Annotated in this window: 23 protein-coding genes; 9 read left to right on the top strand and 14 right to left on the bottom strand. The window is 58.2% G+C overall.

The features are described 5' to 3' along the window. Nucleotides 1–43: 43 nt before the first annotated feature. From AC1V0D_RS14555 to AC1V0D_RS14500, 12 genes are all read right to left on the bottom strand, one after another. Complete coding sequence (locus AC1V0D_RS14555) at nucleotides 44–427, bottom strand: hypothetical protein (RefSeq protein ID WP_482907652.1); 384 nt, start codon at nucleotides 425–427, stop codon at nucleotides 44–46. 56 nt (nucleotides 428–483) lie between these two features. Then, the gene (locus tag AC1V0D_RS14550; protein WP_140923419.1) at nucleotides 484–1,278 is read right to left on the bottom strand and encodes an SIR2 family protein; all 795 of its coding nucleotides are present in this window, start codon (nucleotides 1,276–1,278) and stop codon (nucleotides 484–486) included. After that, nucleotides 1,275–1,835, bottom strand: a complete 561-nt coding sequence (locus tag AC1V0D_RS14545; protein ID WP_009092945.1) for a non-canonical purine NTP pyrophosphatase — start codon at nucleotides 1,833–1,835, stop codon at nucleotides 1,275–1,277. Before AC1V0D_RS14545 ends, AC1V0D_RS14550 begins: the two co-directional genes overlap by 4 nt. A gap of 156 nt (nucleotides 1,836–1,991) precedes the next feature. Beyond that, complete coding sequence (locus AC1V0D_RS14540) at nucleotides 1,992–2,843, bottom strand: ABC transporter substrate-binding protein (protein ID WP_482907734.1); 852 nt, start codon at nucleotides 2,841–2,843, stop codon at nucleotides 1,992–1,994. A gap of 53 nt (nucleotides 2,844–2,896) precedes the next feature. Then, a complete protein-coding gene (locus AC1V0D_RS14535; RefSeq protein ID WP_009092943.1) occupies nucleotides 2,897–3,691 on the bottom strand; it encodes an amino acid ABC transporter ATP-binding protein in 795 nt (264 codons plus the stop codon). Then, nucleotides 3,675–4,607 (bottom strand): amino acid ABC transporter permease, encoded by a 933-nt coding sequence (locus tag AC1V0D_RS14530; protein WP_046102680.1) that lies wholly within the window; start codon nucleotides 4,605–4,607, stop codon nucleotides 3,675–3,677. The genes AC1V0D_RS14535 and AC1V0D_RS14530 overlap by 17 nt, the downstream gene beginning before the upstream one ends. Nucleotides 4,608–4,616: 9 nt before the next feature. Further along, nucleotides 4,617–5,129 (bottom strand): GNAT family N-acetyltransferase, encoded by a 513-nt coding sequence (locus AC1V0D_RS14525; protein WP_058958192.1) that lies wholly within the window; start codon nucleotides 5,127–5,129, stop codon nucleotides 4,617–4,619. A 9-nt stretch (nucleotides 5,130–5,138) separates the two neighbouring features. Continuing rightward, the gene (locus tag AC1V0D_RS14520) at nucleotides 5,139–6,080 is read right to left on the bottom strand and encodes an ABC transporter substrate-binding protein (protein WP_058958193.1); all 942 of its coding nucleotides are present in this window, start codon (nucleotides 6,078–6,080) and stop codon (nucleotides 5,139–5,141) included. Between the two features lie 11 nt (nucleotides 6,081–6,091). Then, nucleotides 6,092–7,405, bottom strand: a complete 1,314-nt coding sequence (locus AC1V0D_RS14515) for an LLM class flavin-dependent oxidoreductase (RefSeq protein WP_482907651.1) — start codon at nucleotides 7,403–7,405, stop codon at nucleotides 6,092–6,094. Between the two features lie 84 nt (nucleotides 7,406–7,489). Beyond that, nucleotides 7,490–8,641: an amidohydrolase gene (locus tag AC1V0D_RS14510; RefSeq protein ID WP_482907650.1), complete on the bottom strand. Its 1,152-nt coding sequence runs from the start codon at nucleotides 8,639–8,641 to the stop codon at nucleotides 7,490–7,492. Nucleotides 8,642–8,664: 23 nt separating this feature from the next. Continuing rightward, nucleotides 8,665–9,663, bottom strand: coding sequence for an MsnO8 family LLM class oxidoreductase (locus tag AC1V0D_RS14505; protein ID WP_482907649.1), 999 nt, complete (start codon nucleotides 9,661–9,663; stop codon nucleotides 8,665–8,667). Nucleotides 9,664–9,923: 260 nt separating this feature from the next. Next, nucleotides 9,924–10,658 (bottom strand): GntR family transcriptional regulator, encoded by a 735-nt coding sequence (locus tag AC1V0D_RS14500; protein WP_009092935.1) that lies wholly within the window; start codon nucleotides 10,656–10,658, stop codon nucleotides 9,924–9,926. A gap of 418 nt (nucleotides 10,659–11,076) precedes the next feature. On the opposite strand from AC1V0D_RS14500, the gene AC1V0D_RS14495 reads away from it, so the two are divergent. From AC1V0D_RS14495 to AC1V0D_RS14465, 7 genes are all read left to right on the top strand, one after another. Then, nucleotides 11,077–11,526, top strand: a complete 450-nt coding sequence (locus tag AC1V0D_RS14495) for a PTS sugar transporter subunit IIA (RefSeq protein ID WP_111208746.1) — start codon at nucleotides 11,077–11,079, stop codon at nucleotides 11,524–11,526. 48 nt (nucleotides 11,527–11,574) lie between these two features. Then, nucleotides 11,575–11,856, top strand: coding sequence for a PTS sugar transporter subunit IIB (locus AC1V0D_RS14490; RefSeq protein WP_009092933.1), 282 nt, complete (start codon nucleotides 11,575–11,577; stop codon nucleotides 11,854–11,856). Nucleotides 11,857–11,885: 29 nt separating this feature from the next. Next, on the top strand, nucleotides 11,886–13,259 hold the full coding sequence (locus AC1V0D_RS14485; RefSeq protein ID WP_482907648.1) for a PTS ascorbate transporter subunit IIC: 1,374 nt from the start codon (nucleotides 11,886–11,888) through the stop codon (nucleotides 13,257–13,259). Nucleotides 13,260–13,769: 510 nt separating this feature from the next. Next, nucleotides 13,770–15,332 (top strand): pyridoxal phosphate-dependent decarboxylase family protein, encoded by a 1,563-nt coding sequence (locus AC1V0D_RS14480; RefSeq protein ID WP_482907647.1) that lies wholly within the window; start codon nucleotides 13,770–13,772, stop codon nucleotides 15,330–15,332. Between the two features lie 3 nt (nucleotides 15,333–15,335). Further along, nucleotides 15,336–16,628: a lysine N(6)-hydroxylase/L-ornithine N(5)-oxygenase family protein gene (locus AC1V0D_RS14475; protein ID WP_046102688.1), complete on the top strand. Its 1,293-nt coding sequence runs from the start codon at nucleotides 15,336–15,338 to the stop codon at nucleotides 16,626–16,628. Between the two features lies 1 nt (nucleotide 16,629). Then, nucleotides 16,630–18,984: a GNAT family N-acetyltransferase gene (locus AC1V0D_RS14470; protein ID WP_482907646.1), complete on the top strand. Its 2,355-nt coding sequence runs from the start codon at nucleotides 16,630–16,632 to the stop codon at nucleotides 18,982–18,984. Between the two features lie 79 nt (nucleotides 18,985–19,063). Beyond that, on the top strand, nucleotides 19,064–20,299 hold the full coding sequence (locus tag AC1V0D_RS14465; RefSeq protein WP_482907645.1) for an MdfA family multidrug efflux MFS transporter: 1,236 nt from the start codon (nucleotides 19,064–19,066) through the stop codon (nucleotides 20,297–20,299). A gap of 71 nt (nucleotides 20,300–20,370) precedes the next feature. On the opposite strand, the gene AC1V0D_RS14460 is transcribed toward AC1V0D_RS14465, so the two are convergent. Beyond that, nucleotides 20,371–21,801: an FAD/NAD(P)-binding protein gene (locus AC1V0D_RS14460; protein WP_482907644.1), complete on the bottom strand. Its 1,431-nt coding sequence runs from the start codon at nucleotides 21,799–21,801 to the stop codon at nucleotides 20,371–20,373. 358 nt (nucleotides 21,802–22,159) lie between these two features. Here AC1V0D_RS14460 and AC1V0D_RS14455 point away from each other — a divergent pair, with 358 nt between their 5' ends. Further along, nucleotides 22,160–23,299, top strand: a complete 1,140-nt coding sequence (locus AC1V0D_RS14455) for an amidohydrolase (RefSeq protein WP_471803749.1) — start codon at nucleotides 22,160–22,162, stop codon at nucleotides 23,297–23,299. Nucleotides 23,300–23,319: 20 nt separating this feature from the next. After that, entirely contained in the window at nucleotides 23,320–24,165 is an 846-nt protein-coding gene (locus AC1V0D_RS14450; protein WP_482907733.1) for a VOC family protein, read from the top strand. A 55-nt stretch (nucleotides 24,166–24,220) separates the two neighbouring features. Here the strand turns inward: AC1V0D_RS14450 and fhuE are convergent, their stop codons facing one another. Continuing rightward, complete coding sequence (fhuE, locus tag AC1V0D_RS14445; protein WP_154928809.1) at nucleotides 24,221–26,443, bottom strand: ferric-rhodotorulic acid/ferric-coprogen receptor FhuE; 2,223 nt, start codon at nucleotides 26,441–26,443, stop codon at nucleotides 24,221–24,223. Nucleotides 26,444–26,491 lie beyond the last annotated feature (48 nt).

The following is a 26,491-nucleotide window of genomic DNA, read 5'->3' as shown; positions in this document are numbered from 1 at the left end:
GTGGCCGTTTCCAATGGCCTGAATCGTCGCGTTGCTCAGTATACTACTCTGACGCGAACTCAACGCTGAGTTTGCCGCAATCCAGCATGCCGTACTGCTTTCTGCCCGTAACGCGTTCTGCATAAAAAGGGACCAGCCATTGCTCAGCCGGGCCGCTTATCTCTGCGTCAATGAACCGTATGCCCTTCTGGCGGGCGACTTCGGCTGCTTCATGCCAGTTTTGCCAGTCGTTGGGCTGTCTCAGCCAGGCACTCAGCACGGTCTGTTTTGCCTGCTCAACCGTGTAATGTTTGCACGCCGCAAGGTTTTCCTCACTGTAGTACTGGTCACCCGTTTTCAGATAGATCAGCGTTCCTGTCCCTGTCAGGGCCAGCAGAACAAGCCCCGTAAAACCGAACACTGTACCCTTCACAACACTTCTGATCATAACGCCACGCATTGATTGATTTTAAGCAGCCACTCTCTGAGCAGGCGATAGGGGCATTACACCAGCAACTCTTCCAGGAACTGTGCCAGCGCTTTACGCGGATCATCCTCTTCCGAGACGATCACTTCGATCCCCCACTGCCCCAGCACCTCTTTTGCCACCGGGTTGTTGCGGTTGGTAAACAGGTACGATTTTGGCCGGGCCGTTGCCAGCCCGGTGCGGCCCCACATTTTCGTCAGGCGGTAAAAGAGCAGGCGAATGTTGAAGTCACTGATGCTGTAGCCGACAAACAGCACCGAATTGCCCATCACGTCGTGGGTGAGTTTGATGTCGAGCGGCGAGTCGAAATAGAGACGCTCAAAATAGCTGCTCTCATCCAGCACGATGGAGGTATCGTCGTCGAAATCGCCGTGAAGTTTGATGATGTGTCGCTTCTCTTCGGTCAGCGACACCAGATCGGCGGCATTCGCCACTTTATAATAGGGAACCCCGTGCGCCTCGTGCGCCGCTTCCAGCCAGCGATCGTAGTTAGTGGTGTAGATACGCGAGAAATTACCCTGCGTAATCATGGTGTGAATTTCAGAAGAGCGGACATCAATATCGGGCCGGTGCCATTCGCGATCCATCCAGCTGCGCAGCGGACCCAGCGAGCCTTTTTTCTGTTTGTAATACTCCGCCAGCGACAGATGCGTGCCGTAAGTATTGAAGATTTTAGGATCGTAGCCCAGTTCATGCGCGAGGTGCGCAATCAGCTCATGCCACTCCGGCAGGCCGAAATTGCGTGAGATACCGGCACCGGCAAACAGGATCAGTTTGCCGGAATCATAGGCGCGTTTGAGTTCAGGTTTCATGCCACTCCCCGGGCGGTTTTCAAAAAGGTGGCGAAGCGATCCAGCGCGATACGCCGCATGGAGATCTCATTCTTGAGCTCACCCATTTCGGCAAAGGTCTGCTCATAGCCTTCGGGAATAAAGACGCAGTCCCACTGAAAGCCGCGCGTGCCGGCGGGTTTTGCCGCGATGGTGCCGCGCAGCTCGCCTGAAAACTGATACATCTTGCGGCCGTCACAGTAACCCAGCACCGTTTTGGCCGTGACGGCCTGGCTGTCGAGTCCCTGCACCAGCGCCGTAAAGCGCTCAGCGTCGAGGCGATTCCAGAAGATGCGGGTCAGACCCGCGGGCAACCCATTCAGGCCATCCAGATAGAGGCCGGTGTGCTCAACAAACAGCGGCCGCCCGATCAGCGCGAAAGCCTTGGTCAGCTTGTCACGCACCAGGTCAAGCTCGTTTTCTGTCTGTATTTCTTCGATGCGACGGGCGATGGGCAGCACTTCGACTCCGACAGGTTCGAGTATCTTGCGCACCTCCGCCAGCTTTTGCTCATTGGCAGAAAGGAATCTGATTTTCATGGGCTTCCAGGGCTGGTACTCCGCCACACAACAGAATTTTTTATGAGTTTGAGGGGGCAGGATAAAACAGTCACGCCGGAGAGTGTAGTGCAATTATCGGGTTATCAGCATGCCGTGCACCAGACCGGTTAGCGCAGTGCAACCGGTCTGGCGGTGTCAGTAAACGATACCCGGCGGGTTTATCAGGGAGTGGTCGACGGCCTCATCCTGTTCACCCCAGCGGGCCAGCACCTGCTGATACTGGCCGCCCGCGATGGTGCCATCCAGCGCAGTCTGGAGTGCCGGGGCCAGGCCATTGCCCTTTTTGGTGGTGACGGCGACCCAGGCACGGAACGGCCCGTTGCCTACCAGTCGGGTCTGGCCGCGCGACGCGGCTTTCCAGGCGGCCATGGAGTGCGGGCCAAACAGGGCGTCGGCCCGTCCCGACAGCAGCGTCAGCGTCGCAGAGGCATCATCGGTCAGATAGATTGGCGTCACGGCAGGCAGGCCTTTTGCCCGGTTCTGCGCATCCCAGCTCAGCAGGATCCGCTCCTGATTGGTGCCGGACGACACGATAATGCGCTTCCCGGCAATATCAGCCGGAGCACTGATCTGTCTGATCGGACTCTCCTTTTTCACCGCGAAAGCGTGGTTGTCAGCACGATAGGTGGCAAAGTCGAACTTCTTCTTACGCTCTTCGGTGACGGCAATATTAAACATCGCCACATCATAGCGTCCGGCGCTGATCCCCAGCGGCCAGTCCTCCCAGGAGGCCGGCACCAGCTTCAGCTTTAACCCCAGACTGTCAGCCAGCAGCCTGGCGATGTCGGGATCGCTGCCGATGCGGGTCACGTTGTCAGAGGCCAGCAGCGCCAGCGGCGGCGAGTTTGTGGCTGAGGTCGCCACGGTCAGGGTACCCGGCTCGATAAAGTGATAGTTCACCGGAATTTTAGCGATCGCCAGCGGATTAGCCGGAGCATGGATGGGCGTTTCGTTGCGGCGGATGTCGGGCTTTTCCGGGGCGGCCATGGAGAGCGCCGGGATCAGCCCCGCGAAAGCCAGCGCCAGGGGCGTCAGGCGCCTCATAAGACGCGCGCCAGGAAGCGACGGGTGCGCTCGTGACGCGGATTGCTGAGCACCTGCTGGGTCGTGCCCTGCTCCACAATCCGGCCATCCACCATAAAGACCACATGGTCAGCCACTTCGCGGGCAAACCCGATCTCGTGCGTCACAATGACCAGCGTGGTGCCGGAGCGCGCCAGCTTCTTGATCACATCGAGCACTTCGCCGACCAGTTCCGGGTCCAGCGCCGAGGTGGGTTCATCGAACAGCATCACCCTGGGATTGAGCATCAGCGCCCGCGCGATAGCGATGCGCTGCTGCTGCCCGCCTGACAGGTGGCGCGGCCAGGCATCGGCTTTGTGGCGCAGGCCGACAATGTCCAGCAGTTCACCGGCCCGCTGAATCGCCGCCTGCCGGGAGAGCTGGCGATGCGCAATCGGTGCTTCAATCAGGTTATCCAGCACGCTCAGGTGCGGGAACAGGTTAAAGTTCTGGAAGACGTAGCCGACGTTTATGCGCTGCCGCAGAATCGCCTGCTCCTTCAGCTCATAGAGCTTGTTGCCGCGCTGCTGATAGCCGATATAGTCGCCATCAATCTGAATAAAGCCTTCATCGACCCGCTCCAGATGATTGATGGTGCGCAGCAGGGTGGATTTACCGGAGCCGGAGGGGCCGAGAATCACCGTGACCGAGCCAGGCGGCAGGGAGAGCGAGACATTATCCAGCGCTTTATGTTTGCCAAAACGTTTGCTGACGCCGGTGATGCTGATGGCCCCGCTGGTGTGAGAAAGACGATAATCAATGGCTTCGGACATGGCTGATCTCCTCGGTCGGTTGAAGTGGCGAGACGCGGTTGCGCCATTGACGCCAGCGAGAGGGTTGCGGTTCACGCGTTACGCTGCGGGCCATCCAGCGTTCTGCGTTGTACTGAATGACGGAGAGCACGGTGGTGATAATCAGATACCACGCAGCACCCACCATCAGCAGCGGGATGACCTCCTGATTGCGGTTATAGATCATCTGAATGGTGTAAAAGAGCTCCGGCATGGCCAGCACATAAACCATCGCCGTGCCTTTCGCCAGGCTGATGATCTCGTTGAACGTGGTCGGAATAATGGTGCGCAGCGCCTGCGGCAGAATAATGCGGAAGGTGCGGCGCGTGGCAGAGAGGCCGAGCGCCGAAGCCGCCTCCACCTGCCCCTGATCGACACCGAGAATACCGCCGCGAATGATCTCCGCGCTGTAGGCCGCCTGCACCAGTGTCAGGCCGATGACCGCGGCCGGAAATTGTCCCAGCACATTGATGGTCTGAAACGCGCCCCACGACAGGCCGGTAAACGGAATCCCTATCGAGAGCGTTTCATAGAGATAGGAGAAGTTGTAAAGAATAATCAGCACGACGATCAGCGGCAGTGAACGGAACAGCCAGATGTAGCCCCATGCCAGCGTGCTCAGCAGCCAGGAGGAGGAGAGGCGCGCCAGAGCCAGCAGACCGCCAGCCAGCAGGCTGAAGATCGTCCCCAGCAGGGTGAGCAGCAGCGTCTGTCCCAGACCGTGCAGGATCACCGGATCAAAGAACCAGCGTGCAAACACCCCCCACTCCCAGCGCGGATTAAAGGCCACCGACTGCACGACGCCTGCCAGGATAAACAGCGCAACGATTGCGCCAGCGGTGCGTGCCGGATAACGGGCCGGCACCACCTGTAACTGTTGATGCTGAGGTTTACTCATCGTCGATCCTTAACTCGCTTCCGCGACGTTATACACGCCAATCACTTTAATAAAACGCAGTCGCCCGTCGTGGGGCGGCTGACCGTAACGCTCCAGATCGCCGCTGAGGTCGAACTGAGGCTGATAACCGTGACCGGTGTAGAGCCGGACGGCCTCAGGCTGACGGAAGCCGGTGGTGAGAAACAGCCGCTGGTAGCCCGCCTGCAGGGCCCGACGCTCCAGCTCCTGCAGAATCACCAGCGCCAGACCCTGACGGCGCAGATCGCTGCGGGTCCAGATGCGCTTCAGCTCGGCGGTCTGCGGGTCATAAGGTTTGTAGGCACCCATCGCGATGATCTCGCCGTCGCGCTCCAGCACAATAAACAGCCCCTGCGGCGGCAGATACCACTCTGTCAGCTCCTGCTCCTTAAGCCGGGCAAAGTAGTCGCCATAGCGAGCGGCATATTCACCGAACAGGCCGCCCAGGATCGGTTGCAGCTCTGGCGCCTCAGGTGACACCTCGCGAAACGTTAATTCACTCATCTCAGCTCCTTAATCGCCCAGTCCGGCGGGATTAACTTCAGAATGACCAATCTGTTCAACGCCCTCGCCCCAGCGGTTAAGCACCTTCTGATAGTCGCCATTGCCGATCACGCCATTCAGCGCCGTGCTGATCGGTTCGGCCAGACCGCTGCCTTTTTTCACCGTCACCGCAATGTGAGCCGCTTTTGGCCAACCCCCATCCACACTCCCCACCAGCCGGGTTTTCCCGGTCAAAGCCGCCTTCCAGGCCCCGATCACATTCGGACCGAAATAGGCGTCTGCCCGACCCGACTGGAGCGCCAGCGTCTGCGCGGCATCATCTTTGGCATAGATCGGCGTAAAGGGTTTCAGGCCCTTAGCCTGATTCTCTTTATCCCACGCCAGCAGGATCGCCTCCTGATTGGTGCCGGATCCCACGATGATCCGCAGCCCGGCAATCTCCTCCGCTTTGGTCAGCGACTGAATCGGGCTGCCGGTCCGGACATAAAAGCCCAGCGAGTCTTTGCGGTAGGTTGCGAAGTCGAACTTCTCTTTACGTGGCTTCGTCACGGTGATGTTCGAAATCGCCGCGTCATACTTGCCCGAGGCGACGCCGAGCGGCCAGTCCTCCCAGGAGGTCGGGACAACATTCAGCTTCAGTCCCAGGCTGTCGGCGACCAGCCGGGCGATATCCACCTCGCTGCCGAGCAGGGTTTTGTTGTCGTCAGAAAAGACCGTAAGCGGCGGAGAGTTAAGCGCGGCCACCGCCACGGTAAACGCGCCCGGCACCACAAAATGGTGACCGGCGGGCAGCTGCGCGATGGCCTCCGCATTTTTCGCGGTGTTGATCGGCGCTTTATTGGCTTCCACGCTGACACGCTGGCCGTTGTAGGAGACGCTGGTGCCCTCTGCCAGAGCGTGGCTGCTGGCGGCCAGCATAAGCAGAGCGATGAGACGTAAGGGTTTTTGCATGATCCGGACTCTTATTGTGAGGTGAACTGATTAACGGGGGATTTCAGGGCGAAGCTGTCGCGCAGGGTGGTGCCCGGATAGTCACGGCGCGTCAGGCCGCGTGCCTGCAGAATCGGCACCACCCGATCGACAAAGCGTTCAAAGGTGTCAGGCGTGCCGCCATTGATGATAAAGCCGTCAGTGGCGTGGGTTTCAAACCAGAGCTGCAGGCCATCCGCCACCTCTTCAGGCGTGCCGTGAAACAGGGGGCGCGGGGTGGCCGCTTCCAGTGCCGCCTGACGCAGGGTGTGCCCCTGCTCTTTTGCTTTGCGTTTGATCTCGTCGGTGGTGCTGCGGAAGCTGTTCTGTCCGATGTCGCCGATATCGGGGAACGGCTGATCCAGCGGGTACTGAGAAAAGTCGTGATGGTCAAAGAAGCGTCCAAGGTAGTTCAGCGCATCAGTCACCGAAACCAGCGCCGCAGTGGTCTGGTACTGCTGTTCGACGTCATCGGCGTTATCGCCCACAATCACGCTGACACCCTGAAAGATGTGCAGATCTTCCGGCTGACGGCCATTGGCCACCAGTTGCTGCTTCACATCCTGATAGAAGGCCTGCGCCTCTTCGCGCGTCGGCTGATGGGTAAAGATGGCGTCGGCATGGCGCGCCGCCAGCTTTTTGCCGTCTGCAGATGCGCCCGCCTGGAAGATAATCGGACGCCCCTGCGGGGTGCGGCCGATATTCAGCGGTCCCTGCACCTGGAAGAAGTCACCGTGATGATCCAGGGTGTGCAGCTTCGCCGGATCGAAAAACTGCCCGCTCGCTTTGTCCCGCACAAACGCATCCTGCTCCCACGAATCCCACAGCCCTTTCACCACCTGCAGATACTCATCGGCAATGCGGTAGCGCAGCGCATGTTCCGGATGCTGCTGACGGGAGAAGTTTTTTGCCGATCCTTCCAGCGGTGACGTCACCACGTTCCAGCCTGCACGCCCGCCGCTGAGATGATCGAGGCTGGCGAACTGACGCGCCACGGTGAACGGCTCGCTGTAGGAGGTGGAGACGGTGCCGACCAGCCCCAGGTGCTCCGTGACACCGGCCAGCGCCGAGAGCAGCGTCAGCGGCTCAAAGCGGTTAAGAAAATGGGGAATCGATTTCTCATTGATAAACAACCCGTCGGCGACAAACAGAAAATCGAGTTTGCCCTGCTCCGCCTTACGGGCGATTTTTCTGGCGTAATCCAGGCTGATGCTGGCATCGGCCTGGGCCGCCGGATGGCGCCAGGCGGACATGTTGCCTGAGGCGCCATGCAGAATGGTGCCCAGCCGAAGTTGTCTTATGGTCATGATGTTCTCTCTTTTTTAGTCGTCGCGGTGCCTGACGACGCTGTTCAGCACCGTCGTGCGGTTACGGCAGCAGATAAAAGCTATTCAGAGTGGAAGGGACGCCTGACATCGCGCACTGAGATGTTGCAGCGCCTGGCGAGCCAGTTGAGCGAAGTAGTCAGCGGCGGGCGCAATCAGCGCCTCGTCGGGGGTAAAGCTGGCGTGATGCAGGCCAAACTCGCTGGCGCTGCCGATGCTGACAAAGGCGCCGGGCACCTGCTGCAGATAAAAAGCAAAGTCTTCACCCAGCAGATGCAGTTCGGCGGTCTGCACCCGGTAACCCGCCTGACGGGCCACATCGCTGCAGAATTCTGCCCAGTGGGGATCGTTGATCAGCACCGGCGGGCCAGGCTGCCAGGTCAGGGTCGCCTGCGCGCCATTAGCCGCGGCAAACTGCTCAACCAGGGTACGCACCCGCTGCTCCAGGTCGGCGCGCACCTGCAGATCGTGCGTACGCGCCGTGCCGCCAAACTCCACCCCGCCCGGCAACACATTCCAGCTTTTGCCGCCGTCGATGCGGGTGATGCTGAGCACCAGGCTGTCGAAGGCGTTAAAACTGCGGCTGGTGAGCCCCTGCAGTGCCTGAATAATCTGGCTGGCCGTCACGATGCTGTCGACGCCCTGCTCCGGGTAGGCGGCATGCGCACCTTTGCCGGTCACGCGGATGATGAATTTGTCGGCATTGGCGTAGAACGCGCCGCTGCGGGTGGCAAACGTACCAAGCGGCAGCGAAGGTTCGTTGTGCATCCCGAAGATAGCCTGCACCTCATCCAGCACGCCCGCCCCGATGAACTGCCGGGCACCACGCGCAATCTCCTCGGCGGGCTGAAACAGGATGCGCACCCGTCCGGACAGGGTGTCGGCCTGAGCGTGAAGCTGCAGGGCCGCGCCCAGCATCACCGCGCTGTGCAGGTCGTGACCGCAGGCGTGCATCACGCCGGGATGCCGGGAGTGAAAACGCACCCCGCTCGCCTCATGGATCGGCAGCGCGTCAATGTCGGCGCGCAGAGCAATCACCGTTTCACCCTGGCCGATTTCAGCAACCACGCCGGTTTCCAGCGGGTAATCGCGCAGCCGGATGCCTGCGGCCTGCAGCCAGTCGCGCAGCCGTGCGGTCGTCGCAAACTCCTGACCGGACAGCTCCGGCCAGGTGTGCAGTTCGCGTCGCCATTCAATCAGTTGTGATTCAGGGTACATGATGACTCTCCGCTGGCTGGGGATCAGGCCGCAATCAGATGGTGGGTGGCCAGCAGTTCCAGCGAGCGCTGGCGGGCAACCGGATCGGTGACGGGCGTATCGATGACGAACTCGTCGATAGCAAAGTGATGATGCAGGGCGTCCAGCTGAGCATGCACCTGCGCCGCCGTGCCTTTCAGCAGTGACGGGGTGCGAGGTTCAATCTGATAGTCGCGATAGCCCCCCTGACGCACGAAGCGCTCCGCCTGCTCCAGGCTGGCGACGTTCACACCCGGGCCCCCTTTCACCGCCACATGATAGTGGCGCAGAGAGGCAACCAGCAGGTCAGCTTCGGCGGGCGAGTCAGCCACCACCACCTGAACCGCAACCAGCGCGCGCTGACCGTGACTCAGGCGGGTGTAGGTACTCAGCGCATGCTCAAGCAACGCGCGGTCACCATTCAGATGCGCCGCAAAGACAAACTGCCAGCCCAGCGAGGCAGCCAGCCGAGCGCTCTCTTCGCTGGCCCCAAGCAGAAAACGGCTAGCCGGACGCGCAGGCAGCGGTGTCGCCGCCAGCCCCTCTTCATCCGGTTTCGGCTGATCCGGTTTCAGCCAGCTATCCAGCAGCTGAAGCTGTTCGGCAAAGCTGCCTTTGCTGGCGGTATCAATACCCCGCTGCAGCGCCTGGGTGGAGAGTGGTAATCCGCCTGGCGCTTTCCCGACGCCGAGATCGATGCGCCCCGGCGCCAGCGAGGCGAGCAGGTTGAAGTTTTCGGCCACTTTATAGGGGCTGTAGTGCTGCAACATCACGCCGCCCGATCCGACCCGGATATGGCGGGTCTGTGCAATGATCCAGGCGATCAGAAGCTCCGGTGAAGGGCTGGCAAGCTGTGCAGTGTTGTGATGTTCCGCCAGCCAGAAGCGGTGATAGCCCCACGCCTCTGCCCGCTGCGCCAGTTGCAGCGTGCGCTGAAGCGCCGCAGTGGGCGTCTCGCCCTGCAGGATGGGCGCTTTGTCTAACAGACTTAATTGATATGCCATTCACCTGGTCCTTATTGATTCCGGTTGCTGACCAGTGTGCTGCGCAGGCGATTATTGGTAAAACATCATATTGTTTTATGCTTTATTGAATTCGTCATATTGGCGGGGCGCGGCGAAATAAAAGACAAATAAGCGACGAAAGCCCCGAGGCCGGGCCTGTTATCGCCTTATCAGGGCGGGTTCAGAGTGAATAAAACGTGCAGAGTGGCAAAGGATTGCACAAAATCGTCTTATGTGAAGCGCTGAATTACCCGCTTTATTCAGGGGCGCTGAGAGTTCTGCTTCAGTGGAAAAAAGCGGGTGTTGATAATCGCCACATTAACCTCGCAGGGAACGCCATCATCGAGAAAAACCGTCTCATTAATCTGGATAACCGCATCCCCTGCCCCTAATTTCAGTAATGCCAGCGTCTCAGCCTGCGTCAGGTTAATGGCCGTTAAATGCTGGTCGCGCAGCTGCACTTTTTTTCCGGTCACTTCCTCGATATAGGCATATTTCGACACTTCCAGCTTGCTGAACTCCATGCTGTTAAACATATTCACCGGCAGATGAATATGTTCCAGCGCCACCGGCGTCTCATCGAAGCACATCAGTCGTAATATTTTGTAGATCGGATCGCTGGTTTTAATGCGCAGCGCCTGCGCCATCTCTGCCGATGGCACCCGGATAATGCTGGCAGAGATAATTTTACGGACGCCTTTGTGTCCGTTTCTCTGCGCCTGATAATCAAACGGGGAAAGCACGTGATATCGGTGAGCCTGGCTACTGATCTCCGTCGCACCCACAAATATCCCCGATCCCTTCACCCGATAAATACGCTGCTGCTCCACCAGAATTCGGGTCGCTTCACGCACCGTTGTGCGGGTGATACCGAGGCACTTTGCGATGGCTATTTCCGTATCCAGCTTTTCACCGGGTTGAAGGCCGTCATCTTTAATCCGGGTGAGGATGTAATCGACCACCTCTTTCTGCTTTTCAGTCATGCCATCAGCCATCGACGTTCTTCCCATTTGCGTGAAGGAGAGACTCCCTGTATCCGTGCCACTCCCTTTCTGCCTGACATTGCCGGAGAAGTACTACTCCGGTCAGGTGAATATGTGACCAACCTATCAAATTGGCACAGATGTTAAGCCTGTGTAGCCATATTTTAATTTTAGCGGTTGTGTCCCTACACGTCGAAGGACATCATCAGGATGACTAGACATCTTTAACCTGTACAGATGTGTTGCCGGGTCACTCATCCACCGGCTGGCCCCCTCACTGCGGGAAGTCGTCAGGGCGAATCTCCGGAAAGTGTCTGTACAGGTTCAGGGAGAGTTAACGAACGCAGCCATGCCGATGAGCGCGGCGACGCGCAAACGGCATCTGCGTGGCGTTAACTTTGAACGCGCAACGAGAGACAGGATTACAGCGATGTCACATCTGGCGAATTGGTTGAATAGCGAGCGAATTCAGTACGTGGAGCGCGTGGCTGACTGGCAGGAAGCGATTGTGCTGGCAGGGCGTCCTCTGCTCAGCGAAGGCGTCATCTCACAGGCTTACATTGATGCCATCATCCAGCAAAAGAAGGCGATCGGTCCCTTTTTTGTTATCGCTCCGCAGATTGCCATGCCTCACGCTCGTCCGGAACAGGGCGCGCTCGGACTGGGGCTGTCGGTGCTGCTGCTAGGAACGGCGGTGAAATTTGATTCTGAAGAGAACGATCCGGTGAAAGTGCTTTTTATGTTTGCCGCACCGGACAGTAACAGCCATATCGAAATGATTTCCCAACTGGCGGAAGTCCTCTCCGATGAGAACATCATGGCGCAGGTCTTTAATGCAGACAGCCATGAAGCGCTGCTGGCAATTTTGTCAGGCGTCTGATTTACCCGTTAACACGTTAATTTTGATCACCAGAGAATGAGGTCGGATATGAAGATGATGGCAGTGTGTGGTTCAGGTCTGGGCAGCAGTTTCATGATGGAAATGAACATCAAAAAAGTGCTGAAGACATTAGGGGTGGAGGCTGAGGTTGAACATTCCGATCTCGGCTCGGTAACGCCCGACGTGGCGGATATTTTTGTGATGGCAAAAGATATTGCCTACAGCGCCAATCTTCCGGAAGAGAAAATCATCATCATTAATAACATTATTGACCTGAAAGAGATTGAGCAAAAAATACGAGACTATTTTGAGAAAAACGGACAGTTATAAGCCGATAAACACTTACCCTCGAGGTTAATATGTTTACTCAAAATCTTTTGCAGTTCGTCGTCGACGTGCTGAAAGTGCCCTCTATATTAGTCGGACTGGTGGCATTTTTCGGCCTGGTTGCGCAGAAGAAACCCTTCCCGGATGTCATTAAGGGCACGGTAAAAACGATTCTGGGCTTCCTGGTGCTGGCCGGTGGCGCGACCGTTCTGGTCGGTTCCCTGACGCCGCTTGGCGATATTTTTAAACATGCGTTCAATGTTCAGGGCATTATCCCGAATAATGAGGCGATGGTCTCTATCGCACTGGCAAAATATGGTGCGCCGACCACGATGATTATGGCCTTTGGTATGGTCGCCAATATCCTCGTCGCCAGGTTCACCCGGCTTAAATATATTTACCTGTCAGGGCATGTGACCTTTTATATGGCCTGCATGATCGCGATCATATTATCGGTCGCGGGTTTTGAAGGCGTTCAGCTCATCTATACCGGTTCGCTGGCACTGGGGATGCTGATGGCCACGTTTCCGGCGATTGCTCAGCCCTATATGCGGAAGATCATTGGCGGTGACCAGGTGGCGCTGGCGCACACTGGCACCATCGGTTATGTCCTGTCGGGCTGGATCGGCTCTCTGGTGGGAAAAGGCTCGCGCTCGACCGAAGAGATGAACATGCCAAAAAACCTGAGTTTTTTGCGTGACAGTACCATCTCCATCTCGCTGACGATGATGATTATCTACTTAATCCTGTCGATCTCGGCCGGTAAAGCCTATGTGGAATCCACCTTCAGCAATGGTCAGAACTACCTCGTTTACTCGTTTATTCAGGCCATTACCTTTGCCGCAGGTGTCTTCATCATTCTGCAGGGAGTTCGCTTAATCCTGGCTGAAATTGTCCCGGCCTTTACCGGCTTTTCAGAAAAACTGGTGCCGGAAGCCCGCCCGGCGCTGGATTGCCCGATTGTCTTCCCCTATGCCCCGAACGCGGTTCTGGTTGGCTTCATCTCCAGCTTTGCCGGGGGGCTGGTGGGGCTGTTTGTCCTTGGCCAGCTGCACTGGGTTTTGATTCTGCCAGGTGTGGTTCCTCACTTCTTCTGCGGTGCCACCGCGGGGGTGTTTGGTAATGCGACCGGCGGCAAACGCGGGGCGATTTGCGGTGCCTTTGCCCATGGGCTGTTAATCACCTTCCTGCCGGTGGCGCTGCTGCCCGTGCTTGGACAGATTGGGCTGACCAACACCACCTTCTCGGACACCGACTTCGGCGTCACAGGCATTCTGCTGGGCAACATGGCTCACTTTATGGATAAGGGCACCATTACCCTGATCGTTACCGGTATTTTCGCCCTGTTAGTGCTCTATAACTTCACCGCCAGAAAGAAAATGCCTGCCGAAACCGATGCCGGTTAGTTTCCATTTTTGATCCCAACCAGAAAGGGCAAGCGTGACTTTCTGGTTGTTCCTTTTCAGGTGAGTGCCGCCCTTCTCAGACCCGTCAGACGCCCCTTTTTCAACCCCTCTCCGGTCTCTTCTGCTCCGCCTGCAGCCGCTATTTTGCCTGTTTCACTGCCTTCTGCTGGCCCTGAAAGCCGCAAAAAAAGGACTATTCCGATTCAGAAAAGTGATCTGAGTCACACTTTCAACATTAGATGCGCTAATAAATAAAATTTAACAACAAAACATTTGAATGATAATGATTAACATTTACACTCTCATCCGCATATAACAACGCGATAAACGCGGCCTAATCCACAAAAAATATGCGGTATTTACCTGTTTCAGGATGAAAACCCTGGTCCCCAGGATTGTCAGGGCTTTTATCTGGTTAGTCATTTTTATGTTTACTGGAGTTTTGAGCGGATATCCCACGCTGCTGATTCAGGTCGGCAGGGTTATGGTTTTAACGCACAGGAACTGAACATGCTTTTACGCTCATCTATTCAATCGGCACAGGACTTCGAACCGGCCTCCACTGCCTGCACGGCCGAAACGGCGATTTTCAACGATCGGCAACTGGCTGCCTGGTCGCAGCAGACGCAGGAGGTGCTGGCGCTGATGACCCGCACCGTCACCGGTGTTGAGAAGCCGTTCAGCGGCATCCTGCCTCATGAACTGGCGGCGGAATTCAGCGATGTCGATCTTGACCGTCCTCTGGGTAACAACGATGACGCTCTGGCGGAGCTGAGTCAGCTCTATCTGCGTGACGCCGTCTGGTTCCATCACCCGAAATATCTGGCGCACCTCAACTGCCCTGTAGTGCTGCCTTCGCTGATGGCTGAACAGATCATGGCGGCGGTGAACAGCTCAGTGGACACCTGGGATCAGAGCGCAGGCGGCACCCTCATTGAGCAGAAGGTGATCGACTGGACGCTGGGCCGCATCGGCCTGCCCGCCGGATCAGACGGGATCTTCACCAGTGGTGGCACCCAGTCGAATCTGATGGCGATGCTGCTGGCGCGTGACAGCTGGTGCGCGGCGCATCATCCCGGTCACCTGATCAAGCAGCGCGGCCTGCCAGAGACCGCACCGAAGTGGCGCGTCTTTACGTCGAAGCTCAGCCACTTCAGCATCCAGAAATCGATGGCGATCCTGGGGCTGGGTTACGATGCGGTGATCGCTATCGATCACGACGAGCAGTTCCGCATGGACCCGGCCCTGCTGGCGCAGGAGATTGAACGCTGCCGCAGCGAAGGGCTGATCCCGATTGCGGTTGTCGCCACCAGCGGCACCACCGATTTTGGCAGCATCGATCCGCTGCCGGAAATCGCCCGTCTCTGTGACGATTACGGTTTATGGATGCACGTTGACGCCGCCTATGGCTGCGGGCTGCTGGTCTCTGAGCAGCATCGCTCACGTCTGAACGGCATTGAGCGGGCGGATTCCGTCACCGTCGATTATCACAAATCCTTCTTCCAGACCGTCAGCTGCGGGGCCTTCTTCGTCCGGGATAGCCAGAACCTGAAGCATGTCACCCACCATGCCGACTACCTGAATCCGCTCAGCGCCCAGCAGGAAGGGACGCCGAATCTGGTTAACAAGAGCATTCAGACCACCCGCCGTTTTGATGCCCTGAAAATGTGGCTGACGCTGCGCGTCATGGGGCCGGCGGCGCTGGGTGAGGCCTTCGATACCCTGATCGCGCTGACGCAGACCGCGCATCAACTGCTGAGCGATCACCCGTCTATCGAAGTGCTGCACGCCCCGGAGCTGACCACCCAGATTTTCCGCTACGTGCCGGGCAAACACGCCAGTGATGCGCAGATTGACGAAATCAACGCCGCAATCCGCAAAGCGCTGTTCCGCTCCGGAAATGCTGTGATTGCCGGCACCAAAGTCGACGGCCGTCAGTACCTGAAATTTACCCTGCTAAATCCGACCACGACCCCTGCCGACCTCGAAGATGTGCTGAGCCTGATTGCGCACTATGGCCGCGAGCATGTCCGGGCGTCTGCGCTGCGCGCGGCGAACCAGGGAGAGATGTGAAAAATGAAGAGTCCTGTTTACGATTTTATTGGCATCGGCATCGGCCCTTTCAACCTGAGTCTCGCCTGCCTGAGTGAGCCGGTTGAGGGGCTGAACGGTCTTTTCCTGGATGAGAATCCGGGATTTGACTGGCACACCGGCATGATGCTGGAAAGCGCCCATCTGCAGACCCCGTTCATGGCTGACCTGGTGACGCTGGCCGATCCGACCAGCCCGTACAGCCTGCTTAATTACATGAAGGAGAAGGGGAAACTCTACTCGTTCTACATCCGGGAAGACTTCTTCCTGATGCGCAAGGAGTACAACCAGTATTGCCAGTGGGCCAGCTCAAAGCTGTCGAATCTGCGCTGGAACAGCCACGTCGAGTATGTCAGCTACGATGAGGCCTCTGGCCTCTATCAGCTGGAGGTCAGGGAGACCCGCAGCGGCGAGAAACAGCGTTATCAGGCGCGTCATCTGATTCTCGGCACCGGCCCGGTGGCCTGGATGCCGGAATGCAGTCAGCCGCATCGTCAGCGCCTGACCCACTCCAGTCACTATCTGGCGAACAAAGCCGCATTGCAGCAGAAGCGGTCGATTACCGTGCTGGGCAGCGGTCAGAGTGCAGCGGAGATCTACTATGACCTGCTGACCGATATCGATCGCTTTGGTTATCAGCTCAACTGGATCACCCGTGCGCCGCGCTTTTACCCGCTGGAGTACACCAAGCTGACGCTGGAAATGACCTCGCCGGAGTGGGTGGACTACTTCCACGCCCTGCCTGCCAGCACCCGCGACGAACTCAATGCCCGGCATAAGAACCTCTACAAGGGGATCAACAGCAGCCTGATTAATGACATTTACGATCTGATGTACGTTAAACAGCTCGATGGCGATCTGAACGTCAATCTCTTCACCCACTCGGCCCTGACCGCGATGCGCTGGCTGCCGGAGGGGGAATTTGAGCTGACGCTGCATCAGGAGGAGCAGGACTGCACCTTTACCCGCCGCACCGAAGGGCTGGTGATGGCAACCGGCTATCACTATCGGCCACCGATGTTTCTGGAGGGGATCACCGCGCGTCTGCGCTGGGATGAGAAAGGCCGTTACGACGTGCAGCGTAACTACAGCATTGACCATCACAATCAGGTCTTTGTCCAAAACGCCGAGCTACACACCCACGGCTTTGTCACCCCGGATCTGGGGATGGCCTGCTACCGCAACTCGGTGCTGCTGCGCGAACTGACCGGACGCGAGGTTTACCCGATCGAGCGTCAGATCGCCTTCCAGACCTTCCCGGCTAAAACGGAGCGCTGAAATGAGTTCATCTATTCTGTTCAGCGCCCGCCGTCCCGCGGGTCTGTTCACCCTCCGGCCGATGCAGGCCAGCGATGCGCCGCTCATCCACAGCTGGGTCACCCGCGACTATGCGCGCTTCTGGGGCATGCAGCAGCAGAGCCTGGAGCAGGTCGCGGCGTTCTATCAGACACTGACGGCACAGGATCCCAAAGCGGCACTGATTGGCTGCTGCAACGATGAGCCGATCTGTCTGATTGAGTGCTATCGCGCCTGTGATGATGAGATTGGAAAATTCTACCCGGCTGCGCCCGATGACTACGGCATGCACATCCTGATTGCCCCGGCCAGCAAGCCGATCCGCGCCTTCAGCTGGCAGGTCTTTTCGCTGGTGATGGACTATATGTTCAGCCGTCCCGAAGTGAACCGCGTGGTGGTCGAGCCGGACGTGCGCAACGAGAAGATCCACGTTCTGAACAGGCGTGCCGGTTTCCGCTATCAGCACACCCTCGACCTGGGCCATAAAACCGCCTGGCTGGCCTTCTGCCAGCGGGAAGATTATCAACACGCGTTACTGCAGGAGTCGCAGACTATGACCACCCCCTCTTCACTGATGAACGGCACGCATCTGACGGGCGACCACTGGGCGCAGGCAAACCGCATGCTGATCCGCAAAGCGATTGCCGAGTTTGCGCATGAAAAAATCATCGCGCCGCAGGAATCCGGCAACGGCAGCTATCAGCTGGCGGTACCGGGTGGCGAGGCGAGCTACCATTTCCGCGCGGCACGGCTGGCGCTGGATCACTGGGAGATTGACGCGGGTTCGCTGCGCAAGCAGGAGAATGGCCATGATCTGCCGCTGGATGCGCTGAAGTTTATCGTGGAGTTCAACGGAGAGATCGGCATTCCCCAGGCGCTGCTGGCTACCTACATGGAAGAGATCAGCAGCACACTCTGCAGCGCTGTCTATAAGCTGCAGAAGCACAATCCGGACAGTAAGGCGCTGGTCTCCGCGGATTTCCAGACCGTTGAAGCGGCCATGACCGAAGGTCATCCCTGCTTTGTCGCGAACAACGGCCGCATCGGCTTTGATGCGCAGGACTACCTGGCCTATGCACCCGAAGCCGCCGCGCCGGTTCACCTTATCTGGGTCGCGGTCCACCGCCGCAATGCCCATTTCGCCAGCCTGAGCGAGCTGAGTTACGAGCAGCTGCTGCGTGATGAGCTGGGCCAGAACACCGTTGAGCAGTTTAATGCGCAGCTGGAGCAAAAAGGGCTGGCGGTTGAGGAGTATATCCTGATGCCGGTGCACCCGTGGCAGTGGCAGAACAAACTGCTGACGGTTTTCGCCGCGGACATCGCGAATCACGATATTGTCTGGCTCGGCACGGGCGACGACGCCTATCAGGCGCAGCAGTCCATCCGCACCTTCTTTAACCGCAGTCAGCCGGAAAAGCGCTACGTGAAAACCGCGCTTTCGGTGCTGAACATGGGCTTTATGCGCGGTCTGTCGCCCTACTACATGGCGACCACACCGGCCATCAACGGCTGGCTGGAGCAGCTGGTGACAGGCGATGCCTGGCTGAAGAAGTGCGATTTCCGCATCCTGCGCGAAGTTGCTTCGGTCGGCTATCACAACCGCTATTACGAGCAGGCGATTAAAGGCGACTCCGCTTACAAGAAGATGTTTGCCGCCCTGTGGCGGGATAATCCGGCGGCCAGCCTGCAACCCGGTCAGCGTCTGATGACCATGGCCTCGTTCCTGCACGTCGATTACCATCAGCAGGCGGTGCTGCCCGCGCTGATTGCCGATTCCGGTTTACCCGCGAAGCAGTGGATTGATCGCTATCTGACCTGCTACCTCAGTCCGCTGCTGCACTGCTTCTATCAGCATGACCTGGTGTTTATGCCGCACGGTGAAAACCTGATTATGCTGCTGGAGAACAACGTACCGGTCAGCGCCTATATGAAGGATATCGGCGAGGAGATCGCGGTGATGAACCCGGATGCCGTGCTGCCGGAGGGTGTGCAGCGACTGGCGGTGGATGTGCCGGAGGAGCTTAAACTGCTGTCGATCTTTACTGACGTCTTTGACTGCATTTTCCGCTTTATCAGCGCGATCCTCGACCAGTCAGGCACACTGCCTGAGGAGCAGTTCTGGCAGTCAGTAGCGGAATGCGTGAAGGATTATCAGCAGGCGCACCCGCAGCTGGCGACGAAGTTTGCGCGCTATGACATGTTTGCGCCAGAGTTCACCCGCTCCTGCCTGAACCGTCTGCAGCTGGCCAACAACCAGCAGATGATCAACCTCACCGACCCGGCGGAGAACCTGAAATTTGCCGGCACCCTGGTCAATCCGATCGCGCGCTGGCGCTAAGCGTTACCCTGTCACGTAATGGTCAGGCGGTCACCTGGGTGGCCGCCTTTTTTTTAATGAGTTATCGCAGGAATCTGTAATGTCTTCTTTTATTCCGGTCGCAAAGCTGACCCGGCGGCATCTGATCTTTCCCCTGTCGCTGGTGCTGTTTGAGTTTGCGACCTATATCGCCCATGACATGATCCAGCCCGGGATGCTGCTGGTGACTCAGGAGTTTAAGGTGGGGCCGGAGTGGGTCTCCACCTCCCTGACTGCTTACCTGGCCGGTGGCATCCTGCTGCAGTGGCTGCTTGGCCCGCTCTCGGACCGCATCGGACGGCGTCCGGTGCTGATCGGTGGCGTGACCTTCTTTATGCTCTCCTGCATCGCAACGCACTGGGTACAAAGCATTGAGCAGTTCGTTCTGCTGCGCTTCCTGCAGGGGATCAGCCTCTGTTTCATCGGTGCAGTGGGTTATGCGGCGATCCAGGAGGCGTTCACCGAGTCGCTCAGCATCAAAATGATGGCGCTGATGGCCAACGTCGCCCTGCTGGCTCCGCTGGCCGGGCCGCTGGCGGGCGCGGCGTTTCTGACCGTGGGAGAATGGCGCACGCTTTTCTGGCTGATTGGCGCTGTTGCGGCGCTGGCGCTGGCCGGGCTCTGGTATGCCATGCCTGAAACGGCGGGCGATCGTCAAAAAGCGCTGTCGCTGCGATCGATTATCAGCGGTTACGCGGCGTTGCTGAAGGATCGTCAGGTGATGCGCGGTTCACTGGCTATCGGACTGGTCAGCGTCCCCTGCATTGCGTGGGTGGCGCTTTCACCCGTCATCCTGATCCACGGCGCGCAACTGAGCCGCATCGACTATGCCCTGCTTCAGCTGCCGGTCTTTGCCGCGATGATTGCGGGCAACCTGACGCTGGGCCGTTTATCCAGCCGTCTGCCGATTGAACAGCCGGTAAAGCTGGGTGCCTGGCCAGTGGTCTGCGGACTGACCGTTGCGGTGATCGCCACCCTGCTGAATCCGCAAAGCTATCTGTGGCTCACTGCCGGAATGAGTCTCTACGGCTTCGGCACCGGGCTGATTAACGCCGGACTTTACCGTATGACGCTCTTTTCCAGCAGCGCCGGAAAAGGCAGCGTCGCGGCACTGCTGGGCATGGTGAGCATCCTGATTATTGCGCTGGGCATTGAAGCCGCGAAAACGGCTTATTTCAGCTTCGGCACCGGCGGCTTTAGCCTGGTGAATCTGACCTGCGGTCTGCTGTGGCTCGTTCTGGTGAGTGCGTTTCTGCGCGAAAGTCAGTGTCGCCAGCAGGCACTCTGTACTGAGTAGCGTCTCGTCAGGGTAAGGGGCCGGACGCAGGCCTCTTGCTCTGACCTCATCACAACGCAGTCACTCAATCCTTATAATCTTTTGATTTGTTGTGCAATTCTGTTCACCTGTTCGACCGCGACAAACAGCGCATTCACCACCGGGACGGACAGATGCGTTGATATGCCTGCCAGCCAGACAGATTCAGGCGACACGCTGTGGGCCAGGTGCAGCTGTAAATGGTTATTCAGCCGGGGCGGTGCGGCTGAAGCGTCACGCGCATCCGCGAGGATCAGCCCATTATGGGTCATCGAATGTCTGGGCGGTGCGTAGCCGGTAGCACAGACAAGGGCGTCAAAGTGTGTGATTTCGCCCTGCAGGTTGCTGAGGGTCCAGCCCGAATCTGATTTCTGCAGAGAGTCAGCCCTCAGCTTTTCAACGCTTAATAACCCGCTATCAACATAACTAAGCAATTTTTCGGCATTCTTTAAGGGCATCGCGCTGATATAGCGTCCCGTTGCCCGCAGAAAGGCGCTCAGGGAGTGCTTAACCGCCTCGGGGAGTGTGTGCGAATGCTGATTGATCGCGTTAATCATTCCGACAATCCTGTACTGCCATTCCGTTTTGTCCTGACGCGCCAGTTCACTCTCTTCCCGCAGTCGCTGGATACTCTCCGCCTCTGCGACAAACTGCTCTCTGAGGGAGGTCGCCGAGGCGTGAGCCAGCAGCCGGATCACCCATTTTCTGATGTCCGGCCTGACCTGTTCACTGATTACCGCGCTGTCTGTAAGCCAGGCGAGTCGCGAAGCCTGGATGGGTCTGAGCATGACGGCAGAGCGCACCGCCGGCAGGTCGCCGGAGGGAGAAACCAGGCTGACCCGGCACCCCTGTCGGCAAAGAACTAATGCCGCATCTATCGCGGAGAGCCGTGTTCCCACGATGAGGACATGACTATTTGGCCGGATCTTTTCCAGCATCAGTTTTTCCGGATAGGGTGAAGCAAAAAACAGAGGATCGCCCTGATAGGATGACAGGGCCTCAGGAATCGCGGGATGCGTGTAACCGGTGCAGACGATTACCGCATCGGCAGCAATGGTGCCGCTCTGCCGGGTTTCGATCAGATAATCTCCGCCCGGCTGACGCATAATCTGTTTTCCCGCATCCCTGATAAAGGAGACGCTTATGCCCTGCTGATAAGCCAGGGAGAGATAACGGGTATATCGATCCTGAATATAATCTCCGATGATTTTACGGGAAACAAAATCTGCCAGCGTAATCTCGTTATTTGTATGCTCATGCAGGTAATGAAGTAAATCGTGATAGTGCGGCGGTAACAGAGACATTAATTCAACAGAGGTATTACAGAGGAGTTCCGGATGCTGACTGGCATAAACCTGCCCGATGGCGGGCCCCGACGCATCCAGCAGTGTAATGCGTTTGCAGGCCCCCTGTCGGACAAGAGCAATAAATGCGGCCACGCCGGTTGCGCCAGCACCAATAATAGCAACATGCAGATTATTCATAGAAACTCCATCGGGATAGGGTTATCTGTTAGCTACGAACAAAATATGCACAATTATAACCGCTATCATAAAGAGTGGCGGATGATTCGACTGGTAAGAATAGCTGACAGCAATCCGCATTTATTTTTTTCAGATAAGCTTTGACCAATTCGTTTCTTTATCTGCGCCCTGCGTCATTCGATGATGATTCCGCTTGCTGAGGCAATTAATAACAAAGGAATTTATCATGAAGACGTTATTTCACCCTGCGCCATGCTCTCCCTGCCCGCTCTGATTCATGCCCAACCTTTTTTGCCTGGGCCAGTCGCCTGATGCTGACGCCGGGCGAGCCTTTTCTGCCGGAACAACAGGGATAACCATGACATTGCCTTTAACCGAACAGCTGGTGCAGTGGCGGCGTGAACTGCACGAGCATCCTGAACTCTCCAATCATGAATTTGCCACCACGGAACGCCTGAGCCGCTGGCTCACCGAGGCCGGAATACGGCTGTTACCGCTGGGGCTGAAAACGGGCGTAGTGGCAGAAATGGGTCACGGTGAAGCGCTCATCGCCCTGCGTGCTGACATAGATGCGCTACCGATTGAGGAGATCACCGACCGCCCGTGGCGATCCCGTCAGCCGGGTGTGATGCACGCCTGCGGTCATGACGTTCACAGCGCCGTCATGCTGGGCGTTGCCCTGCAGCTGAAGCAGCAGGAAAGCACGCTGCCAGGCCGGGTGCGAATTCTGTTTCAGCCTGCTGAGGAGACCTTCGATGGCGCGCAGCAGCTGATCGCGGCGGGTGCGCTGGAGGGCGTGAAGGCGATATTTGGCCTGCATAATGCCCCCGACCTGCCGCTGGGCACCCTGCGCAGCCGCCCGGGCGCGTTTTATGCCAATGTGGATCGCTTTGTGATCCGCGTTGCGGGCAAAGGCGCGCATGCTGCCCGCCCCCAGGAGGGCATCGATTCCATTGTGGTGGCCAGCCATATTGTGACGGCCCTGCAGACCCTGCCGAGTCGGGTGTTCAGCTCGCTGGAAACCGTCGTGCTGAGCGTCACGCGCTTTACCGCCGGGAATACCTGGAATGTGCTGCCCCAGACCGTCGAACTGGAGGGAACCGTGCGCACCCACAATAGCGCGATCCGCGAGCAGATCCCGCATCGCATCCGGGCGCTGATTCAGGGTATTGCTGGCGGATTTGGCGCGACCGCAGAACTGGTGTGGACGGCTGGCCCGCCTGCGCTGATCAATACCCCGGCGTGGGTGGAAGTGGCGCTGGACGTCGCCCGCGAGAGCGGCTATCTCGCTGAACAGGCGGAGACGCCACAGATGGGTGGCGAAGATTTTGCTTTCTACCTGCAACAGGTGCCGGGCGCCTTTGTCAGCATCGGCAGTGCCAGCGAGTATGGTTTGCATCACGCCGCTTTCGATCCGGATGAGGCGCTGATAGGTCCGGCCGTGGCGTACTTTACCCGGCTGGTGCCGCGCGCGCTGCAGAGAGTGGTAGCGCAATGACGAAAAAAAAGCGTACGACGATCGCTGTTCCGGTGCCGCAACCGGTTCTCGACCACGCGGTCATTAATGTGGCCGACCAGCTGGATAACGCCAGCGCCCGCTTCCGGCGGCTCGGCTTTCAGCTCACCGAGCGGGGCCACCACTCGCTGGGATCGAGCAATCATCTGGCTATTTTTGGCGAAAATTATCTGGAGCTGCTCGGCTATGAGCCCGGCAAAGGCAGCCAGCGTGCCGACCAGTGGAATTCTCCGCTGGGACTAAGCGGACTGGTGTGGAAAAGCAGCGATGCAGAGAGTGAGTTTCTGCACCTGGAAAGACAGGATCTGGATGGCGATCCGCCTGCTGCCTTCTGGCGGCCGGTGACCCTGCCGGATGGCTCGGTCAGTGAAGCGCACTTCCGGACCGTGCGGCTGCGTGCCTCACTGATCCCCAATGGACGATCCTTTTTCTGCCAGCATCTGACGCCGGACACGGTGTGGCAGCCCGCCTGGCAGCGCCATCCCAATGGGGTGCAGAATATCAGTGAGTTTGTCATCGTCGCGCAGGACCCGGCGCACGCGGCGCAGGTCTACAGCCGGCTTTTTGGTGCCGCAAAGGTTCTCGCCTGTCCGGAAGGCGCTTTCGTGCTGCGCGCCGGGGCTGCCACGGTACGCTTTGCCTCCGCCGACTATGCGCAACAGCGCTTCGGCCCATTGCCGGAGGATTATGATGGCAGCGCCCGGATGGTGGCGCTGGGGTTTGTCACAACCGATCTCGCCCTGGTGAAAAACGCGTTGCTGGCAGGGAATATTCTGTTCCACGAGCAGGCTGAGGCGATTGTCGTGGCGTCCGGAGAGGGCTTTAATCTGGCGCTGCGTTTTGCCTGAAGGCGGCATGATCCGAAAAAAAACGCCCCGTCTGAGGCGTTTTCATGGAGTGCGATCAGAAGGTGTAGCTGGCGGTGACCGAGAAATTACGCGGCTCGCCGTAGACCACCGAACTGGCGACGCTGGTGTCATACGCCTTGTCGAACAGGTTATTCAGGTTACCCTGCAGCGACAGATTTTTATTCACCTGATAGCGGGCAAAGAGATCAACCAGCGCGTAGCTGCCCTGACGCGCCCGCCAGGTGCCATTGCCTTCCGGTGCACCGACATCGTTCCAGATATGCGTCTGCCAGTTGACGCCGCCGCCCAGCGTCAGCGCCTGCAGAGCAGGCAGACGGTAGCTGGTGAAGAGGTTGAAGCTGGTCTGTGGCAGTTGCGGATTGAACGTCGTGCCATCGCGGTTTTCTGCGATGTAGCGCGTGCCGCCAAAGGTCATCTGCCAGTCATCGGTTAATGCGCCGTTGACCTCAAACTCCACGCCGCGACTTACCACGCCTTTGCGGCCAATATAGGCCACATCGCCGGAACCCTGAACGATCTGCGTGGTGGCTTCACCGACATTATCCAGTTCGGTGCGGAACACGGAAAGTGAGGTGGTGAAGCGGCTATTCATCCAGTCTGATTTCAGACCGGCCTCATAGTTTTTGCCGATCACCGGCGACAGGTACGCCCCGCTGACATCGCGATAATCCTGCGGCTGGAATACCGAGGTGTAGCTGGCGTAGGCAGACCAGTTTTCGGCGAAGTCATAAATCAGACCGCCATACGGCGTGGTGTTGTTCTTCTCCATCTCACCGCCGGGTGTTTCGCGATTCCAGTTGGTGTAACGGGCGCCGAGGATCAGATGCAGCGGATCGGCCAGCGACAGGCGGGTCGCCATATAGGTCGACTTCTGGTGCACCAGCTGGGTATCGCTGGCCGGCAGGCGCGGTGTCCAGGCCGATTCCGGATACTGGCCGTTAAAATCGTTGAAGTTGCCCAGCGATTCAGGGGAGATGTTCTCAAACGTACTGAAATATTTATTATCCTGACGGCTGTAACTGACGCCCACCATCAGCTCATGCTGACGTCCCAGCAGCTCATACGGGCCGCTGGCAAAGGCATCGACCGCATCCACCTTGCGTTTTCCGGTGTTGTAACCGGTCCCGCCCACCACCGGGTAGTTGGCATAGGAGGAGACACCCGCGCCGCTGTTGCGATCGAAGAAGCCATCGAGATAGATCTGCTTACTGTCCAGACGCATCTCATTGTGCGTGCCGTTCAGCGTCAGGTTCCAGCCGTTAGCGAAGTCCTGTTTCAGGTTGACGAAGAGCTTGCGGTTCTCTTTGTCGTTGTAGGCCCAGTCAGGCGCGGTGTTATAGCCGCGACGGGCGTGGATCTGCGTCCCGTCGGTATACCAGCGCGGCGCGCCCCCCCACATCGTGGAATCGGTGTTAACCTGGCTGAACTCATACCCGACCGAGAGCGTGGCAGAGTCGGTCAGATCGGCATCAACCACGCCATAGATAAACTGTTTTTTAGCGCCGTAGCGCTCAATGAAACTGTTGTTATCCTGCCAGCCCGCGATCAGGCGGCCACGGACATTGCCGCTGTCACTGAGCGGTGCCGAGAGATCGGCCACATAACGCTGTTTGTTCCAGCTGCCGTAGCTGGCAGAGACGGTGCCGCCGAACGTTTTGCTGTCCGCATGTTTGCGCACCATGTTAATGGCGGCCGAGGGATTGCCCGGACCGGTCAGCAGACCGGTTGCCCCGCGCACCACTTCAACACGCTCATAGAGCGCCATGTCAGTCTGCGCGTCACCCAGATTCCAGCGCTCGGCAAACGCGGTCGGAATACCATCGACCATATAGTTGTCGATCAAAAAGCCGCGGGAGTAGTAGCTGGTGCGATCCATATCGACACTGACGCCGCGGATACCGGTGGTGTTAGCCAGAACGTCATCCAGCGACTGCAGTTGCTGGTCAGCCATCCGTTGCGAACTGACGATGCTGACAGACTGTGGCACATCCCGCACGGTACCCAGCATTTTTGTGCCCGCGCGGGTAACCGGAACGCTGTAATCGGTGGCAGGTGACGTTGTCACGCCGTCATCGGCAGAGGCGCTGACGGTGAGGGTCTGCTCATCGCTGACGGCGGGTGCCGCGCTTTCTGCGGCACGGGCCACGTTCTGTCCCAGTGAGGTGGCGACCAGGGCAGCCAGCAGGGAGAGGCGGAACAGGCGGTGCGAAGCCGTCGCGCCCGTTTCCCCGGCACGCTGAAATTCAAATGCGTTCATTTATTCCTCAGTTATCTTTATGATTTTTATCTGCCACTGTCACGACCG

The organism is Pantoea sp. PA1 (assembly GCF_056856975.1).
This window is presented reverse-complemented; position numbering and strand designations above follow the sequence as displayed.